This is a genomic window from uncultured Pseudoxanthomonas sp. (genome assembly GCF_947498795.1).
Taxonomy (GTDB): Bacteria; Pseudomonadota; Gammaproteobacteria; order Xanthomonadales; family Xanthomonadaceae; genus Pseudoxanthomonas_A.
In genome coordinates, this window is record NZ_CANMLQ010000003.1 from 135,001 (window position 1) to 153,802 (window position 18,802).

General features: G+C 67.1%; 13 protein-coding genes and 2 rRNA genes (1 of these 15 cut by a window edge). 11 read left to right on the forward strand and 4 right to left on the reverse strand.

Translation table 11 applies throughout. The annotated features are described in order from the left end of the window. The 7 genes from Q0907_RS10085 to Q0907_RS10115 form a co-directional block, all read left to right on the forward strand. Positions 1-1,531 (forward strand): 23S ribosomal RNA (locus Q0907_RS10085); it begins 1,348 nt to the left of the window's first position. Positions 1,532-1,657: 126 nt separating this feature from the next. Next, positions 1,658-1,772 (forward strand): 5S ribosomal RNA (gene rrf, locus Q0907_RS10090). A gap of 115 nt (positions 1,773-1,887) precedes the next feature. Next, complete coding sequence (locus Q0907_RS10095; RefSeq protein WP_299344139.1) at positions 1,888-3,093, forward strand: dipeptidase; 1,206 nt, start codon at positions 1,888-1,890, stop codon at positions 3,091-3,093. Between the two features lie 66 nt (positions 3,094-3,159). Then, the gene (locus Q0907_RS10100; RefSeq protein ID WP_299344142.1) at positions 3,160-4,002 is read left to right on the forward strand and encodes a metal-dependent hydrolase; all 843 of its coding nucleotides are present in this window, start codon (positions 3,160-3,162) and stop codon (positions 4,000-4,002) included. A gap of 185 nt (positions 4,003-4,187) precedes the next feature. Beyond that, positions 4,188-5,066: an RNA polymerase sigma factor RpoH gene (rpoH, locus tag Q0907_RS10105; RefSeq protein WP_296282130.1), complete on the forward strand. Its 879-nt coding sequence runs from the start codon at positions 4,188-4,190 to the stop codon at positions 5,064-5,066. A gap of 76 nt (positions 5,067-5,142) precedes the next feature. After that, the gene (locus Q0907_RS10110; RefSeq protein WP_299344145.1) at positions 5,143-6,630 is read left to right on the forward strand and encodes a hypothetical protein; all 1,488 of its coding nucleotides are present in this window, start codon (positions 5,143-5,145) and stop codon (positions 6,628-6,630) included. Positions 6,631-6,674: 44 nt separating this feature from the next. Further along, entirely contained in the window at positions 6,675-7,178 is a 504-nt protein-coding gene (locus Q0907_RS10115; protein ID WP_299344148.1) for a DUF1203 domain-containing protein, read from the forward strand. Here the strand turns inward: Q0907_RS10115 and Q0907_RS10120 are convergent. The 3 genes from Q0907_RS10120 to Q0907_RS10130 form a co-directional block, all read right to left on the reverse strand. Next, complete coding sequence (locus Q0907_RS10120) at positions 7,151-8,428, reverse strand: NAD(P)/FAD-dependent oxidoreductase (protein WP_299344151.1); 1,278 nt, start codon at positions 8,426-8,428, stop codon at positions 7,151-7,153. The two genes, Q0907_RS10115 and Q0907_RS10120, sit on opposite strands and share 28 nt — an antisense overlap. A 68-nt stretch (positions 8,429-8,496) precedes the next feature. Continuing rightward, on the reverse strand, positions 8,497-9,813 hold the full coding sequence (locus Q0907_RS10125; RefSeq protein WP_299344153.1) for an MFS transporter: 1,317 nt from the start codon (positions 9,811-9,813) through the stop codon (positions 8,497-8,499). Then, the gene (locus Q0907_RS10130) at positions 9,813-11,999 is read right to left on the reverse strand and encodes a primosomal protein N' (RefSeq protein ID WP_299344156.1); all 2,187 of its coding nucleotides are present in this window, start codon (positions 11,997-11,999) and stop codon (positions 9,813-9,815) included. The genes Q0907_RS10125 and Q0907_RS10130 overlap by 1 nt, the downstream gene beginning before the upstream one ends. Positions 12,000-12,444: 445 nt before the next feature. Here Q0907_RS10130 and Q0907_RS10135 point away from each other — a divergent pair, with 445 nt between their 5' ends. Continuing rightward, positions 12,445-13,413, forward strand: coding sequence for a hypothetical protein (locus tag Q0907_RS10135; protein ID WP_299344159.1), 969 nt, complete (start codon positions 12,445-12,447; stop codon positions 13,411-13,413). After that, complete coding sequence (locus tag Q0907_RS10140) at positions 13,400-13,996, forward strand: DUF3106 domain-containing protein (RefSeq protein ID WP_299344162.1); 597 nt, start codon at positions 13,400-13,402, stop codon at positions 13,994-13,996. The genes Q0907_RS10135 and Q0907_RS10140 overlap by 14 nt, the downstream gene beginning before the upstream one ends. Before the next feature lie 42 nt (positions 13,997-14,038). On the opposite strand, the gene Q0907_RS10145 is transcribed toward Q0907_RS10140, so the two are convergent. Then, the gene (locus Q0907_RS10145) at positions 14,039-15,265 is read right to left on the reverse strand and encodes a DUF3667 domain-containing protein (protein WP_299344165.1); all 1,227 of its coding nucleotides are present in this window, start codon (positions 15,263-15,265) and stop codon (positions 14,039-14,041) included. Between the two features lie 102 nt (positions 15,266-15,367). Here Q0907_RS10145 and Q0907_RS10150 point away from each other — a divergent pair, with 102 nt between their 5' ends. Together Q0907_RS10150 and sppA are read left to right on the forward strand one after the other, a co-directional pair. Then, the gene (locus tag Q0907_RS10150; RefSeq protein ID WP_299344168.1) at positions 15,368-16,756 is read left to right on the forward strand and encodes an MATE family efflux transporter; all 1,389 of its coding nucleotides are present in this window, start codon (positions 15,368-15,370) and stop codon (positions 16,754-16,756) included. Positions 16,757-16,805: 49 nt separating this feature from the next. Beyond that, positions 16,806-18,710, forward strand: coding sequence for a signal peptide peptidase SppA (gene sppA / locus Q0907_RS10155; RefSeq protein ID WP_299344171.1), 1,905 nt, complete (start codon positions 16,806-16,808; stop codon positions 18,708-18,710). The last annotated feature ends 92 nt before the right edge of the window (positions 18,711-18,802 follow it).

The following is an 18,802-nucleotide window of genomic DNA, read 5'->3' on the forward strand; positions in this document are numbered from 1 at the left end:
GCCGTAGTCGATGGGAAGCAGGTTAATATTCCTGCACCTCGCGTGAGTGCGATGGAGGGACGGAGAAGGTTAGGTGTACCGGGCGTTGGTTGTCCCGGGGAAAGGCGGTAGGTTTGGATCTTTGGCAAATCCGGGATCCTTTAAGACCGAGCACCGAGACGAGTCCTTTAGGACGAAGTCACTGATACCACGCTTCCAGGAAAAGCTCCTAAGCTTCAGCTCACGCAGACCGTACCGTAAACCGACACAGGTGGGTAGGATGAGAATTCTCAGGCGCTTGAGAGAACTCGGGTGAAGGAACTAGGCAACATGGCACCGTAACTTCGGGAGAAGGTGCACCCTCTTTGGTGGCCCATGCGGGCTATAGCTGAGGGGGGTCGCAGAAACCAGGCCGCTGCGACTGTTTATCAAAAACACAGCACTCTGCAAACACGAAAGTGGACGTATAGGGTGTGACGCCTGCCCGGTGCTGGAAGGTTAATTGATGGGGTCAGCCGCAAGGCGAAGCTCTTGATCGAAGCCCCAGTAAACGGCGGCCGTAACTATAACGGTCCTAAGGTAGCGAAATTCCTTGTCGGGTAAGTTCCGACCTGCACGAATGGCGTAACGACAGCGGCGCTGTCTCCACCCGAGACTCAGTGAAATTGAAATCGCTGTGAAGATGCAGCGTTCCCGTGGCAAGACGGAAAGACCCCGTGAACCTTTACTATAGCTTTACATTGAACGTTGAGTTCGTCTGTGTAGGATAGGTGGGAGGCTATGAAACCGAGGCGCTAGCTTCGGTGGAGCCAACCTTGAAATACCACCCTGATGTGCTTGACGTTCTAACCTAGGTCCGTAATCCGGATCGGGGACCATGTATGGTGGGTAGTTTGACTGGGGCGGTCTCCTCCCAAAGAGTAACGGAGGAGCTCGAAGGTACGCTCAGCGCGGTCGGACATCGCGCACTGTGTGCAAAGGCATAAGCGTGCTTGACTGCGAGATCGACGGATCAAGCAGGTACGAAAGTAGGACTTAGTGATCCGGTGGTTCTGTATGGAAGGGCCATCGCTCAACGGATAAAAGGTACTCCGGGGATAACAGGCTGATACCGCCCAAGAGTTCATATCGACGGCGGTGTTTGGCACCTCGATGTCGGCTCATCACATCCTGGGGCTGTAGTCGGTCCCAAGGGTATGGCTGTTCGCCATTTAAAGTGGTACGCGAGCTGGGTTCAGAACGTCGTGAGACAGTTCGGTCCCTATCTGCCATGGGCGTTGGAAGTTTGAGAGGGGCTGCTCCTAGTACGAGAGGACCGGAGTGGACGAACCTCTGGTGTTCCGGTTGTCACGCCAGTGGCATTGCCGGGTAGCTATGTTCGGAAGCGATAACCGCTGAAAGCATCTAAGCGGGAAGCGCGCCTCAAGATGAGACTTCCCGGGGCACAAGCCCCCTAAAGGAACCATCAAGACTAGGTGGTTGATAGGTCAGGTGTGTAAGTGGGGCAACCCATTGAGCTAACTGATACTAATGATCCGTGCGGCTTGACCATATAACCTCAAGTGGCCTTGGACTCGACGATATCGTCAGAGAAAATCCAATGCCCGCTACGTCACAAGACCCTATGAGAGATTGGCGCCTTAATCCGTTCCCTGGATGGCGACGCTCCAACCCTCTCCCTGGTGAAATTAGCGCTGTGGTCCCACCCGTTCCCATCCCGAACACGGAAGTGAAACGCAGCCGCGCCGATGGTAGTGTGGCTTAAGCCATGCAAGAGTAGGTCATCGCCAGGGGCTTTACCCCAAAACCCCCAGCTCAAAAGCTGGGGGTTTTTTCTTGCCCGTGTTTCGCCAACAATCGAGTCTCATCTCACGAAGGGGCGGGTGCATGAGGGTATGTCGATGGGCGTTGGCCGGCGCGCTGGCGATGATCTGCCTGGACGCCATGGCCGCCGATGAGGTGCCGCCGTCGGCAAGACGCGTGCACGATGAGGCACTCGTCCTGGATACCCATTTGGACACCCCTGCGAACTTCCGTCGCCCCGGTTGGAACATCGCCGACAACCACGAGCAAGAGGGAGATCTTTCACAAGTGGACCTGCCGCGCATGAAGGCGGGTGGGCTGGATGGCGGATTCTGGGTCATCTACACCGCGCAGGGTGCGCGCGACGTGGACGGCAAGCGCGCGGCTCGGGACCACGGACTGGATCGCCTGGTGAGCATCCATGAAATGCTTGCGGCCAACGCGGGGGAGATGGAGCTTGCGCTTACCGCCGATGACGCAGAGCGGATCGGACGCGCCGGCAAGCGCGTGTCTTTCATCAGCATGGAAAATGCCGCTCCCCTGGCCAGCGATCCCAGCTTGCTGACGGCCTACCATCGGCTTGGCCTGCGCATGCTGGGCATCATGCACGTGCGCAACAACGATTTCGGTGACTCTTCGACCGACCCGGCCGGGGCGGAATGGAATGGCCTGAGCCCGGCGGGTCGTCACCTGGTGGAAGAGGCCAATCGCCTCGGGGTCGTGCTGGACGCGTCGCATGCCAGCGACACCGTCTTCGATCAATTGCTCGCACTATCGAAGGCGCCGATCGTGCTGTCCCATACCAGTGCTGACGCGTTGTACGACCACGCTCGCAACATCGACGATTCGCGCATTCGGCAGCTCGCTTCGAAAGGGGGCGTCATCCACGTCAACGCGTTCGGTGGCTACCTGATCGATATCCCGAAGATTCCCGAGCGCGAAGCGGCCATGGATGCCCTTGGAGAAAAGTACGGCCCTGAAAATCGGCTGGCGACGGACCGCGTAACGGCATATCTGGCTGAGCGCCGTGCTATCGAAGCCCGGTACCCGGTCAAGCGCGCCACATTCGAGGACTACATGGCACACCTCCTTCACATCCTGAAGGTGGCGGGCGTAGACCATGTGGGGATCGGGGCGGATTGGGACGGCGGCGGCGGCGTGACCGGCATGGAGGATGTCAGCGCGTTGCCCCGGATCACGGACGCACTGCTGGCGGCCGGTTACACCGAGCAGGATGTCCGAAAGATCTGGAGTGGCAACCTACTGCGCGTGATCAGGGAAGCGCAAGCGATCGCATCCGCGGACCGTTGAGAACGCTCGACGATCGGCGTGCGGTCTTGCAGACGAATGTGACGGAGGCTTCGGGAGACAGGTGTCATGGAAGAGACGATCACCGCCCGTCGATTCATCGCCACGCTGGGCATGGACATCCCGAGGCATTGGCTGCCCGGCAATGAGGTGGTGTCGTCGTTGCTCAACGCGTACACCATTCTGGTGCCTGCCAACGAGGCGTTCTATATCCGAACGCTCAACGGGTGTCTGCCGCGCATCCCGGACGGCGCGCTTCGTGCGCGTTGCGAGGCCTTCCTCCGCCAGGAGGCGCAGCACGGGGTCGCGCACAAGCGTTACTGGGCAAATCTCGACGCGCAGGGTTACGCCTACCGTGGCGTGGAGCGCGTCGTGGAGCGATGCGTCTTCCGTGTGATGGATCGCCTCGCGCCCTTGTGGTTGCGCGTGTCGCTGGTGAGCTGCGTCGAGCATATCAATGCCTATCTGGGTTACGAATTCCTGAGCCAGTCGATCCTTGCAGACGCCGACCCGCGCCTTCGCGATCTGATGGAATGGCATTTCGCCGAGGAGATCGAGCATCGGGCAGTCGCATTCGACCTGCTCCAGGCGGTATCACCCTGCTATCCCGTGCGGATGCTGGGTGCGGCGATGACCGCCACGCTGTTCCATCTTCTGTTGACTGGCCTCGCAGGGTGGCTGCTCGCGCAGGATCGCCTGTTGTGGCGAAGGGCGACCCGGACACAGTTGATCAGTCATCTGGGGGCCGGACACGAGATGGGGCGCAGGTCGTTCGAGCACCTGCGTGACTACCTGGCGCCGCGGTTCGATCCTTACTGCTTGCCCGGCGCGGACGCGCTGGCGGCCGCCGTGCTGACGCGTCTGGGTGCGGAGCATTCGCCGTCCGTGGTCCCGATGGCGCCCCGAAACTGAACGATTGCCCGCTAATCCGCTTCCGCGGGTTACCGGCAGCACTGATGTTTGCGGCATATCCAAGTTGTTGATTAATAATCAATTTCATGCCTGGCGTTGAGGGTCCGGCTGTTGCAGGACTGGAACAATTCGGAACTTCCGGCACGGTTAGCAGTCGAACCCCCCGACTGCTAACATCCATGCCCATGAGCCAGAACACTCCCACTACCGCCCTGGTCACTCACAACCTGCCGATTCCCAGCGCGCTGGGTTCGCTCGACGCCTATATCAGCGCCGTGCACCAGATCCCGGTGCTGACGGTGGAAGACGAGCGTGCCCTCGCCAATCGTTACCGTGACGAGGAAGACCTTGATGCCGCGCGCGAGCTGGTGCATTCGCACCTACGCTTCGTCGTGCACGTGGCGCGTGGCTACAACGGCTACGGCCTGCCGCTCGGCGACCTGATCCAGGAAGGCAACATCGGCCTGATGAAGGCGGTGAAGCGCTTCGACCCGGACATGGGCGTGCGCCTCGTCAGTTTCGCGGTGCACTGGATCCGCGCCGAGATGCACGAGTTCATCCTGAAGAACTGGCGCATCGTGAAGGTCGCCACCACCAAGGCGCAGCGCAAGCTGTTCTTCAACCTGCGCAAGTCCAAGACGCGCCTGGGATGGATGAATGCCGAAGAGGTCAGCGCCATCGCCAAGGACCTCAACGTGTCCGAGCGCGAGGTGATGGAGATGGAATCGCGGCTGTCGGGGCGGGACATCGGGTTCGATGCGCCGTCGGACGAGGACGAGGACCATGCGCCCCCGTCACCCGCCAGCTATCTGGTCGCGCGCGACGAAGATCCGTCGCAGGCATACGAGCGCGCGGACAGCGAGGATAACCAGCTCGAGTTGCTGCGCGAGGGCTTGGCCAATCTCGATGACCGCTCGCGCGACATCATCAAGCGCCGCTGGCTGGATAGCGAAAGCAAGGTCACGCTGCAGGAGTTGGCCGACGAGTACGGCATTTCCGCCGAGCGCGTCCGCCAGGTCGAAGCCAATGCGCTGAAGAAGATGAAGGCGCTGTTCGCTGCCTGATCCAGGCATGCGCGAGTCGTTACCGGAGAGGCCCCATCGGGGCCTCTCCGCTTTTGTGGCGGGTGGATCGGCGGATGTGGTCCACTACGCCGCGACCCGCCGTGGGCGGCGCGGCAACCAGAAGGAGCAGGGCATGGGGTGGGGCAACAAGCGGCATTGGATCTTGGCATTGGTGGTGATGTGGGGAGCGTGGGGTGCGTCTGTCGTGCCGGCCCTGGCGGCGGACACGGGCAACCTCCCATCCGAGGGGCGAGAAGGCGGTGTGCGCTTCGGCATCGATCGCGAAGAGTACGACGCACAGGCGCGTGCGGCGATGCAGGTGGATCCCGTCGTGGCTGCGCATCTCGGTGCGATCCGCAAGATCTCGCTCGATGACGCCGCCAGCATGGACGAGCCCGGCCCGGACGTGCTGGTGTTCGACGTGGAAGGCAGCCGCGGCAAGGGGCGTGTTACCGCGCGCTTCATCACGGTCAGCGCCACCCAGGAAGCATTGGGACCCGGTGTCCTGGTCATGGCCGACGGCACGGAGCATACGATCACCGGCAGCGCCGATGCCCTGGCGGCGGAAGACGGCAGCCACGATCACCACCACCATGACCACGACGAGGACGTCGAGGCGGGGGCCGGTCTCTTCATCCAGCAGGCACGCGAAGCCGCGCAGCGCTATCCCGTGATCCAGCAGCACATCGGCCGAATCAGCGCCTTCGAGATCGACAGCGACGCTTCGGGCGCGGCGCCCGGCATGAACGCCTTCGTGTTCGATGTCGTGGGCGACAAGGGACGTGGGCGGCTGGAAGCCGACTTCATCACCGTCAGTGCCGATACCGAACGCCTCGGCAAGGGGGTGCTGACGCTGGCCGATGGCCGGCGCGTGCCTTTCGACGGCGAACCGCGCGGCGAGGATGAGCCTGCCGATGACGAAGGTGCCGGCGGACTGTTCGGCGACATGCAGGACAATATCTTCACGCGCCAGGCGCGCGTGGCCGTGCAGCGCTCGCCCATGGTGCAGGAGCACATCGGCACCCTGACGGCGTTCGACTTCGACCTGGCGGGCACGGGGGAAGCTGACGGCGCGAACGAGTTCGTGTTCGACCTGGCCGGCGACAAGGGCAACGGACGCATCCTCGCGGAGTTCATTACCGTGGACGCCGACACGGAGCGCCTCGGCAAGGGCGTGCTCACGCTGGCCGATGGTCGTGAATTCGCGTTCGAGGGTGAGCCGCCGGCGACAGGTGAACTGGACGCAGCGCGTGTCGATACCGACCGTGGCGAGGCTCCCGATGCGTTCGCGCGGCAGGACGGCATCTTCGTGCTGCAGGCCAACGCAGCCATGCAGGCCCATCCGGTCGTGCTGCGCCACATCGGCGACATCCGCGAGGCGGCGTTCGACCGCGACGCATCCTGGGCAGCGGAAGGCGAGCGCTACATCTTCGACCTGAAGGGCAGCAAGGGGCAGGGACGGCTGGAGGCCGAGTTCATCACCGTGGATGCCGACAGCGAGCGCATCGGCGAAGGCGAACTCGTCATGGCCGACGGCAAGCGCTACCCGCTGGGCGGAAAGTGAGCTGCGCAAGATCCGGATAGCGCCGTCTTCCGCGCGGCGCGAGCATGGCATCCCGTTCCCGAGAGCGCGATGCCATGCCGTTCGTGATCCGCGGGCTGTCGCCCGCGCCCTTCCTTCCCCTGTTCGCCCTTGACGATGCCGCGCTGGCGGCACGCAACATCCGCCGCATCGCCGCGGACGCCGACCGCGGCTTCCCCTGCCGCGTCTCGCTGCGCGATGCGCAGCATGGCGAGACCGTGCTGCTGCTCCACCATCTGCACCACGAGGTCGCCGGCCCGTATCGCGCCAGTGGCCCCATCTACGTGCGCGAAGCCGCGATGTCGTCCGGCGCGGCGGAATACCGGGACGCGCTGCCGCCCTCTTTCCCACGCCGCCTGCTGTCCCTGCGCGCGTACGATGCGGGCGGCGACATGCGCGACGCCGACGTCGTGGACGGTGCCGATGCCATGCCCCACCTGCAGCGCCTGCTCGGCCTGCCCGGCGTGGCCTACCTGCACGTGCACAACGCGCGGCCGGGGTGCTACGCCTGTCGCGTCGATCCCGCCTGATCCTCGTCACTGCCCAGGATGATCCGGGCGCCGCGCTGGTAGCTCCAGTACGCCCAGAACCAGTTGAGCAGCACGACCAGACGGTTGCGGAAGCCGATCAGGAAGAACACGTGCGCGGTCAGCCAGAACCACCAGGCCAGCACGCCCGAGAATTTCAGCTTGCCGAAATCGACCACTGCGGCCATGCGGCCGATCGTGGCGAGGTTGCCGTAGTCGCGGTAACGGAACGCGCCGGGCGATGCGCCGCCCGACAGGCGTGCACGCAGCACCTGCGCCACGTGGCGGCCCATCTGCTTGGCGGCCGGTGCCACACCGGGGACGGGCTTCCCATCCGCAGCCACTGCCGCCAGGTCGCCGGCGACGAAGATGTCCGGATGACCTGGCGTGCTGAGGTCGGGCTGCACCGTGACGCGGCCCGCACGATCCAGCGGCACACCCAGCGAGCGTGCGAGGGGCGATGCGGCCACGCCCGCTGCCCACACCACCGTTCTTGCGGCCACGAACGTGTCCCCGAGTTGGTAGCCGTCGGCGGTGATGCCGCTGACCGGCGTCCCGGTGACGACCTCGACCCCCAGCCTTTCCAATTGCCGACGCGCCTTTTCCGACAGCGCTTCGGGGAACGAGGCCAGGACGCGCGGTCCGCCCTCCACCAGCCGCACGCGCGCCTGCGAGGGATCGATCCGGCGGAACTCGTTCCTGAGCGTGTGCCGCGCGATCTCGGCCAGCGTGCCGGCCAGTTCCACGCCGGTCGGTCCACCGCCGACGATGGCGAAACTCAGCCACGCGGCGCGTGCCGCCGGATCGGTTTCCGCCTCCGCACGTTCGAAGGCGAGCAACAGGTGGCGCCGCAGTTGCAGCGCGTCGTCGAGCGTCTTGAGGCCCGGCGCGTGCGGCGCCCATTCGTCATGACCGAAATAGGCATGCGTCGCGCCCGTCGCCAGCAGCAGCGAGTCGAACGCGATGTTCGTCCCGTCCGTGAGCACGACGTGTTTGTCCCGAGCGGCGATCGAGGCGACTTCCGCCAGCCTCACCTCGACATTGGCCTGCCTGCGCAGGATGTGGCGCAGCGGCGCGGCGATGTCGGGTGCCGACAGACCGGCGGTCGCCACCTGATAGAGCAGCGGCTGGAACAGGTGATGGTTGTGCCGGTCGATCAGCGTGATGCGCACCGGCGCGGAGGCCAGCGCGCGCGTCGCCCAGAGGCCTGCGAAGCCACCGCCGACGATGACGAAATGGTGTGCCGGCTGCATGCCGTCTCCCGCGGCCACGGACCGTGGCGGATCGCGACGTATTGTCGCATGCGCGCCGGTGCCGTCGTTCAATGCGGGTCGCGATCGATCAGCGACGTCTCGCGCGTATCCGGCATCCACACGTACACCAGCAGCGAACACGCGATGCATGCAGTGACGTACCCGTAGAAGCCGGCTTCCATGCCGATCTTCTTGAACCACAGGGCCACCATGTCCGCCGTTCCGCCGAACAGCGCGACGGTCAGCGCATACGGCAGGCCCACGCCCAGTGCGCGGATCTCGACGGGAAACATCTCGGCCTTCACTACGGCGTTGATCGCGGTGTAGCCGCTGAGGATCACCAGCGCCGCCATCACCAGCCAGAACGCCTGCGCGGGGCTCGACACCGTCTGCAGCGTGGACAGGATCGGCCATGTGCACAATGTGCCCAGCACGCCGAACGCGATGAGGATGCGGCGCCGCCCGATCCGGTCGGACAGTGCGCCGACCACCGGCTGCAGCAGCATGAAGAAGAACAGGGTCGAGGCGTTGATCAGGCTGGCCGTCTCGCTGGCCATGCCGGCGCTGTTGACGAGGAATTTGTGCACGTAGGTCGTGTAGGTGTAGAACGCCAGCGTGCCGCCCATGGTCAGCCCGACCACGGCGAGGACGGCCCGCGGATGCCGCGCCAGCGCGCGCAGCGTTCCCTGCGCCTGCCCGCGGTCCGCGTGGCTGGCGTCACGGCGGCAGAACGATTCGGTTTCCACCATGTTCCGGCGCAGCCACAGCGCGACGAGTGCCGCCACGGCACCGATCGCGAACGGGATGCGCCAACCCCAGTCGCGCAGTTGTTCATCGGTGAGGAAGACGCGCTGCAGCGCGATCAGCACGGCCAGCGCGATCAGGTGGCCCATCACCAGCGTCACGTACTGGAAGCTCGACCAGAAACCGCGGTGCCCGCGCGTGGCCATCTCGCTGAGGTAGGTCGCCGAGGTGCCGTACTCGCCGCCGACCGACAGACCTTGCAGCAAGCGTGCCAGCACCAACAGGATCGGCGCGGCGACGCCGATGGTCGCGTACCCCGGCGTGCACGCGATGATCAGCGAGCCGCCGCACATCATCACCACCGACAGCATCAACGCGCGCTTGCGTCCATGGCGGTCGGCGTAGCGGCCGAGCAGCCAGCCGCCGAGCGGGCGCATCAGGAAGCCCACGGCGAAGATGGCCGCGGTCTTCAGCAACTGGCTGGTGCGGTCGCCGCCCGGAAAGAAGATCTCGGCGAAATACAGCGAGAACGCCGCATACACGTACCAGTCGTACCACTCCACCAGGTTGCCCACCGATCCGCTGAAGATGCTGCGCAGGCGCTGGGCGGAGGTGAGGCGCGTGGGGGGCGTCGGCGTCATCAGTACAGGTCCATGGGGTCGACATCCAGCGACCAGCGCGTACGGCGTGCTTCCGGGAGGGCATGGATCTGCGGCAGCGCGAGATCGAGCATGCGGTGCAGGGCACGTCGCTCCGGCGACGAGAGCAGCAACTGCACGCGATGCAGGCCCGCGCGCCGCGGCATCGGTGCCGGCAAGGGGCCGTGCATCTCCAGCACCGCGTCGTGCGCGCGGAGCACCTGCTTGGCCGCCTGCAGGAAGTGCTGCGCGGCATCGGCCTGCTGTGCCTCGGCGCGCAGCAGTGCCAGGTGCGCAAACGGAGGAAAGCCGGCCATCTGGCGTTGTTCCAGTTCGGCCTCGGCGAACGCGTGGTAACCGCCGTTGATCAGCGTGTTCAACAGCGGATGATCGGGATGGTGCGTCTGCAGCCACACATCGCCACGCTTGCCCGCGCGCCCCGCGCGTCCGGCGACCTGGATCAGCTGCTGCGCCAGCTTTTCGCCGGCGCGGAAGTCGGTGGAGAACAGGCCTTCGTCCACGCCGACCACCGTGACGCGGGTGAGGTGCGGCAGGTCGTGGCCCTTGGCAAGGATCTGCGTGCCGACCAGGATGCCGGGCGTGTCGCCCAGCTTCGCCAGTTGCTGCGCCAGGCCATCGCGCTTCTGCGTGGTGCCGCGGTCCACCCGCAGCACCGGCACGTCGGTGAACTGTTCGGCCAGCAGTTCCTCCAGACGCTCGGTGCCGATGCCCTGCGGTTGCAGCGCCAGTCCACCGCAGTCCGGACAGGCCGGCGGCGACGCCTGTCGTGCGCCGCAATGATGGCACTGCAGCCGCCTGCCCCCTGCATGCACCGTCATCGGGCTGTCGCAGCGCCTGCAGCGCGCGCTCCAGCCGCAGTCATGGCATAGGAGCACCGGCGCGTAGCCGCGGCGGTTCTTGAAGACCAGTACCTGGCCACCGGCGTCCAGCGCCTGGCGGATCGCCTGCAGGGTGTCCGCCAGCAGGCCCGCCTGCTGTGCGCGCTTGCGCATGTCCAGCACACGCACGCCGGGCGGTTGCGCCTCGCCGGCGCGGCGCGACAGTCGCAGGTGCGCGTAGCGGCCGCTGCGCGTGTTGTGCAGCGTTTCCAGCGATGGCGTGGCGCTGCCGAGCAGCACGGGGACGTCCAGCGCCTTGCCGCGGACCAAGGCGAAGTCGCGCGCGTGGTAACGGATGCCGTCCTGCTGCTTGTAGCTGCCGTCGTGTTCCTCGTCGATCACGATCAACCCGGCTTCGGGCAGCGGTGTGAACACCGCCGAGCGGGTGCCCACGATCACCCTGGCCTCGCCGCGCAGACAGGCCGCCCAGGTGCGCGCGCGTTCGCCATCGTTGAGGCCGGAGTGAAGAGAGTGCACGGGTACGCCCAGTCGTTCGCGGAACCGCGCCAGCGTCTGTGGGGTCAGGCCGATCTCGGGCACCAGCACCAGCGCCTGCCGTCCGCGGCGAAGGCAGCCGGCGATGGCGTGCAGGTAAACCTCGGTCTTGCCGCTGCCGGTCACGCCATCCAGCAGCAGGGCGCCGAAACCGACCGTGCCGGTGACCGCGTCAGCGGCGGCCTGCTGTTCCTCGTTGAGCGTCGGCCCGGGGCGTGGAGCGGGCACCGAGGGCACCACGGCGGCAGGGACGCGCTCGGCCAGCCCCCGCTTGCCCAGGTCGCGGGCGGTGGCGCGGCCGGCGTCCAGGTGCAGGTCCAGCGCGTCTTCATCCAGTGTGCCGTGCGCCACCAGCAGATCGGCCAGGCGGCGCGGACGGCTGCCGGCACGCAGGCGGTCCCGCCGGCCCAGCCCCGCCTCCGTCAGTCGCCAGTGCCAGGCGTGGGTGTCGGGCAGCGGCTCGCCCTGGCGCAGCAGGACGGGCAGTGCGGTCGCCACCACCTCGCCCAGCGGCGCATGGGTATAGCGCGCCAGCCAGTGCAGCGATTCCAGCAGTTCGCCCTGCAGCAGCGGATGGGCGTCCAGCAGGGCGTCGGCGTGGCGTAGTTCCATGCCGGGGTCCGTCGCGGGCGCGACGTCGGCGACGAAGCCGGTCAATGGCCGGTTGCCGAACATCACGCTCACCCGCTTCCCCACGTCCGCGGGGGTGGCGTCATGGCCGGGCGGAGGCAGGTAGTCGAACAGCCGCGGCAGGGGCACGGGCAGGGCGACTTGCAGGACGGACACGGGCGACATTGCGTGCAGTGTATCGGCCTGTCCCGGCGCGGGTCAGGTCTCACACAGTTGCGGTGATGTCCTGCCGGAATCTTGACGAAAATCACGCAAGTGCTGATCCCGGAAGGAGATTCCGGTTTATCCACACCTGCTGTGGATAAATCTGTGCATGGCCGGAATGCTTCACGGCGCGATGACGCTGCCGCAAGCATCCCGGCCGGGTTGGCCAAAAAAGTGCCAGCAATACTTTATTTAATTAAATCATATGGTTAGGCGTGAAACGCAGCTGACACAATCGGGGGGAGGGTGGCATCGCGGCCACCGATGACAGATAGGTGACTGCTGTGCACAACGTGATTTCCCGGAAACCCTTGTGGCGCCGAAGAGAGCAGATTCCGACGGTCTGTCAAGCGTCCGTACCGCCGTCGCAGGTGACTATGATCGCCAGTACGCCACCGGTTCCACGATGACCTCTTCCCGTTCCGATTCCTCCCCCGCCCCCGCCGCATTGGCCGCCTTCCTGCGGGGGTGCGAGCGCCGCGGTGCGGTGTTCGCCGAACTCCAGTGCGGAGACGCCGACCGCGGCGATGTCGCCCTCGCCGCCGCCCTGCGCGCCTTTCGGGGCAAGGCGGCCGCGCTCCCGATGGCGGACTGGCCCGTGCGCTTCTGGACACTGCTGGCGGCCACGCCGCAGCTGCGGGTCGATGGCCCGTCGGCGCGCTGGGCGGACGGCTTCGCCGCCCTTGCCCGGCCGGCGGCCGCCGATCGCGCTGCGCTGCTGCTGAGGCTCGCCGGCGGCCTGCAGGAAGCCGAAGCCGCCGCCGCGCTAGGTCTCGACGACGCTGCGTACCGCGATGCCCTCGCACGCGCCTGCCCGCGCGACTCCCTGGGACACCCCGATGCGGGCGCCTGGCGCGCCTTGGCCGAGGCGATCCAGCAGCACCTGCGGGAACTGCCGGACCACCGCCTCGCCACGCTCGCGCGCCTGCGGGAAGAGGCCCTGGCAGGGATTCGCATCACACCACCGGCACCCCAGGCGGGACCGGCAACGGCGGTTCCGGCCGCGCGCCGCCGGTATTGGATCCTGCTGCTCGCGTTCCTCCTGCTCGCGGCGGCCGGCGCGGGGCTGTGGTGGTGGCGTGGGTCGCCACCGGGGGCGACAACGTCGCTGCCGGCCGTGAGCGCGCTTTCTGATGAAGGCGTCGCGGCGCTTCCGGCGGATCCGGTGATCACCTCGGAACCGCTACCCGCCCCCGATGCGCCCGTTGGCCGCGCCGCCGGGATCGCCACCGCCGACGCTCATGCCGACTTTGCCCTCCTGTCGGACCCCGAGGGCGAAGCGCTCGCGCGCGAGGCGGATTTCCTGGCCTGGTACGTGGCGGGTGCCGGCGCGCCCACGTCTGACGCGGGAGCCGCGACCGATGCCGCCCGCTGACGTCAGGCGGGCAACGGCCCTGCGCGCGATCGCCGTGATCGTGCTGTGGGCGGGCATCGGTGCGTCGTCCGCCCAGGAGGCCTCGAATGCCGCCCGCTGGGCCGCGATGTCGCCGCTGGCGCAGGCCGCGTGGCAGCAGCGGCGCGTGGCGTGGGACGCCCTGCCCGCGCGCGAGCGCGAGGACCGTCGCGCGCGCTACGCCGCCTGGCGGGCGTTGGATGACGTGCAGCGCGCCCGGCTGCGTGCCGCCGCCGCCGAGATCGCCGGCCTGCCGCCGGAACACCAGGCGGCGCTGCGCACCCAGTTCAGCGTGCTGGACGCCATGCAGCGACGCGGCTGGCGCCTTGGGCCGGAACTCGGCGCCGACTGGCCACGGTTGCAGCCGCTGTTCGCTTACGTGCCGCCGGCCGAACGCGAGGGCCTGTTGTCGGTGCTGCGCCGACTGGATGCGGAACAGCGCGATGACCTGGCCGCCCTGGCGCAGCGCCTGCCACCGCAGGACCGCGATGCCTTCCGCCGTGAACTGTTGGCGGTGCCGGAGGGCCAGCGCCGCGCGTGGCTGCGGCAGCGGCGCGACCGGTAACGGGGCGGCGTCGCCACGCGATGGCGCAAGGCTCGCCTCGCGTTACGCGTTCGCCCACGTACTCAGCATCAGGTACATGGCCCCCATCACCAGCATGATGAAGTACACCGTGCCCAGCACCGAGAACTTCACCAGCGTCACCACCCCGTGCTGGCGGTACACGCGCTGCTGCATCCACAACAGGTAGAGCGGCATCCAGCAGAAGACCAGCATCTGCGCCATGCGCACCAGCCAGGAGGCGCCCTCGGGCAACAGTCGGCCGATGCCTGCGCACAGGAAGATCGCCAGCAGGCACAGGCACAGATAGGCGTGGCTGTAGAGCGCCACCACCAGGTGCTCCAGATAACCTCGCCGCGTCTCGATGTAGAAGAGTTTCAGCAGCACCGCGAACAACGGCACCAGTACGAACAACACCGACGGTACCGAGCCGATAAGCAGGTTGAAGAAGTGCGCCGGGTCCTGCTGGATGCGCGGGATGTTCTGCTCGGCGCGCGCGAGCTTGCGGCTCAGCCACCGGTTGGCGAAGTCGGGCAGTCCGCTGAGCCGTACGGGGTTGGTCTCTGCATCGAACGGCTTGTCGCCGACGCTGATCAGGGGCTGGGCGGCCACCTCGGGCAACGGCTGGCCCTCGGGGAAACGGTCAGGCAGGGCGAGCGCAGGGTGGTCGGGCTGCAGTTCGGCGATGCGCTCACGGGCGAGTCGCTGCGTCGAGAAGATGTTGTCTTCCATCGGCTTGCGCACGAAGCCCAGCCCGGCCGGCAGGCTGGCGCGTGCCGACACCAGGCCATCGATCGTTTCGTCGCGCAGCTTCAGCACGTCCTCGACCGTGGCGGCCTTGCTGAAATCCACGCCGCCCCGGTCGGGGGCGGCCATCAGGTTGGTGGGCTTGCCGTCGGCCGCCGCGGGGACGGACGGCGGCGCGATCTGCACGTTCGCCAGGTCTTCGGCGTGCAGGGTGAGCTTGGCCACGAAGAACGTCAGCACGGCCAGGATCACGAACAGCCGCAGCGGCGCCACGTACGGCGCGCGGTGGCCGGACAGGTACGCGTTGGCAAGTTTCCCCGGCGACATCAGCGCGCGCAGTGTGCGGAAGATGCGTCCGTCCAGGTGCCAGAACGATTCGAACACCTCCTCCACCGCATGCCCGAAGCTGCGCAGCGGGTTGTGCGCGTTCTGCCCGCACTGGTGGCAGAACCCGCCCTGCAGCGGCGTCTGGCAGTTCTCGCACGCGCGGGCGTGCACCGTGTCGGCGGGGTGCGATGACGTCATGGGGTGTTCGAACGGTGCGGGTGGCGAGCGGGTAAGATACCGGCCTCCCGTGACCCGGTGCCAGCGCGAAACCGTGCGGCCGCAGTCCGGCGGTTGATCCTCATGTCTTCCCCTGCTCTCCCGACCCCGCGCTTCGGCCAGGAAGTGCGCTCGACGGCCACGCTCGCCCTGCCGCTGGTGCTGGGCCATGTGTCCACCGGACTGATCGGTTTCGTCGACAACGTCATCGCCGGCCACCACGCCACCGCCACGCTCGCGGCGGTGACGGTGGGTACCGCGTTGCTGTGGCTGCCCATGATGGTGCCGATCGGCACGCTGATCTCGCTGACCGCCTCGGTCTCGCAACTCGATGGTGCGAACCGGCGCAGCGAGATCGCCCCCCTGTTCCGGCAGGCGCTGTGGCTGTCGCTGGGCCTTGGCCTGTTGATGTTCGCCTTCCTGAGCCTGGCGCCGCATGCGCTCGCGGCATTCGGCATCGCGCCCGACATCATCCCCGGCGCCACCGCCTTCCTGCACGGGATCCGCTGGGGCGTGCCGGCGCTGACGCTCTATTTCTGCATGCGCTACCTCAGCGAAGGCACGCACTGGACGCTGCCGACGATGATCCTCGGCTTCGGCGGACTGCTGGTGCTGGCGCCCGCCGGCTATGTGCTGGCCTTCGGCAAGTTCGGATTCCCCGAAATGGGTGCGGGTGGCCTCGGCGTCGCGTCGGCGCTGACCATGTGGCTGCAGGCGACCGCCTTCGCGATCTACCTGGCGCGATCGACGCGCTTCGCCGACCTTCAATTGTTCGCGCACCTCGAGCCGCCGCGCCGGGCACCGATCATGCAGTTGCTGCGCACCGGCCTGCCCATCGGCATCACGGTGCTGATGGAAGGCAGCCTCTTCATCGTCACCGCGCTGCTGATCGCCCGCCTCGGCGCCACGCCGGCGGCGGCGCACCAGATCGCCATCAACGTGTCGGCGCTGTGCTTCATGATTCCCATGGGCGTGGCCGAGGCCACGACGGTGCGGGTGGGGCATGCGGTGGGGGCGGGCAACGTGCAGGGCATCCGCCGCGCTGCCCATGCCGGCTATGTCATCGTGCTGGCCACGCAGGCGATGTCCGCAATGTTCCTGCTGCTGAGCCACGACCTGGTGGTGGCGCTGTACACCGATGATCTCGCCGTGGCCGCGCTGGCGGGTACGTTGCTGCTGTTCGCGGCGGCGTTCCAGTTCCCGGACGGCATCCAGGTACTGTCGGCCGGCGCATTGCGTGGGTTGAAGGACACGCGCGTGCCCATGTGGCTGGCGGTGGTCTCCTACTGGGGCCTGGGCATGCCGCTAGGTGCCGGGCTGGGCCTGGGGCTGGGCTGGGGGCCGCAGGGCATGTGGCTGGGCCTGATCGTGGGCCTGACCGCCGCGGCGGTGCTGCTGGGCTGGCGCTTCGAGCGCAGCAGCCGGCGCCACGCGGCGCTGCCGGCCGTGCCAACGGTGACCAACGGGGCATGAAAGCCCCGCCGCCGCACGCTACAGTGGCCCCAGTTTCCCGGAGCTTTCCATGAGCCAAGTCGCACCCGCACCCCGTCGCAGCCCGATCGTCGCGTTCTTCGTCGGCCTGTGGGACGTGATGAACTTCACCCGCAAGCTGGTCCTCAACCTGATCTTCTTCGGGCTGCTGTTCCTGATCTTCATCGTGTTCGTCATCGCCGCCGGCAGCGGCGGGGTGAAGCCGCTGTCCGAGCGCACCACCTTCGTGCTGGCGCCGGAAGGCCGCCTGGTCGAACAGTTCACCGCCGACCCCGCCACCCGCGCGCTGGCCAAGGCGCTGGGCGACAAGGCCGCCGAGGAAGTGCAGCTGCGCGACCTGCTGCGCGCGATCGAGGCGGCGCAGAAGGACGAGAAGATCGAACGCATGCTGCTGCGCGTGGACGAGCTGCAGCCGACCGGCTACGCCTCGCTGCGCGAAGTCGCCGCCGCGCTGGCGAAGTTCCGCGCCTCCGGCAAGCAGATCGTCGCGTTCGGCGAGAACATCAGCCAGACCCAGTACCTGCTGGCCGCGCAGGCCGACGAGGTCTACCTCGACCCGATGGGCAGCCTGATGCTCGAGGGCCTCGGCCGTTACCGCCAGTACTACCGCGAAGGCCTGCAGGACAAGCTGGGCGTGGACGTGCACCTGTTCAAGGTGGGCGAATACAAGTCCGCTGCCGAGCCCTACGTGCTGGACGCCGCATCCAAGGAAGCCAAGGAAGCCGACCTGTTCTGGATGAACGATGTGTGGCAGCGCCTGCTGGCCGACATCGCCAAGGTCCGCAAGACCACGCCCGAAGCGCTGGCGGCCGGCATCGACACGCTGCCCGAGGGCGTCGCCGCCGCCGGTGGCGACCTGGCCAAGTACGCCCTGCAGCAGAAGCTGGTGGACGGCCTGAAGACGCAGGAAGAGGTCGAGAACCTGCTGATCGAGCGTGGCGTGGCCGACGAGGATTCGGATACCGGTTTCCGCGCCATCGGCCTGGCCGGTTACCTGACCCAGCTCGACGCCAAGAAGAATCCGCTCGACAAGCGCCCGCAGGTCGCGGTGGTCGTGGCTGAAGGCGAAATCACCGACGGCGACCAGCCGGCCGGTCGCGTCGGCGGCCTGTCCACCTCGGCGCTGCTGCGCGAAGCGCGGGACGACGACGACGTGAAGGCGGTGGTGCTGCGCGTGGATTCGCCCGGCGGCGGCGTGTACGCCTCCGAGCAGATCCGCCGCGAAGTGGCGGCGCTGAAGAAGGCCGGCAAGCCGGTGGTCGTCTCGATGGGCGACCTGGCGGCCTCGGGCGGCTACTGGATCAGCATGAATGCGGACCGCATCTACGCAGACCCGTCCACCATCACCGGTTCGATCGGCATCTTCGGCGTCATCCCCACCGTGCCGCGCACGCTGGAGAAGATCGGCGTGCGCACCGACGGCGTCGGCACCACCCGCTTCGCCGGCGCGTTCGACATCACCCGTCCGCTGGATCCGGCCGTCGGCCAGGTGATCCAGTCGGTGATCGACAAGGGCTACGCCGACTTCACCGGCAAGGTGGCCGAGGCGCGCAAGAAGCCCGTCGAAGAAATCGATGCCGTCGCCCGTGGCCGCGTATGGAGCGGCGCGCAGGCGAAGGAGCGTGGCCTGGTGGACGAACTCGCCGGTTTCGATGCCGCCGTGACCGATGCCGCCAAGCGTGCCAAGCTGGGCGGAGCCGATGCGTACCGCGTGCGCTACATCGAGAAGATGTCCTCGCCGTTCTCGCAGTTCATGGGTGGATTCGCAGGCAGCCGCATCGGTGCGGCGTGGCTGAAGGATTCCGACTTCGCTCGCGCGCTGTTGGCGCGCAGCCTGCCGGAGATGGAAGCGCAGCTGCGTTTCGTCGACGAAGCCGTCAACGATCGCCACGGTGCCCCGGTGAAGAGCCTGGCGTACTGCTTCTGCGGGTTCTGACCCGCTTCGCCATGCCGTGATCGACGGGCCGCGCGGGCAACCGCGCGGCCCGTTGCGTTTTGCGCATCGCAGGAAGACACGATGTCGCGCGA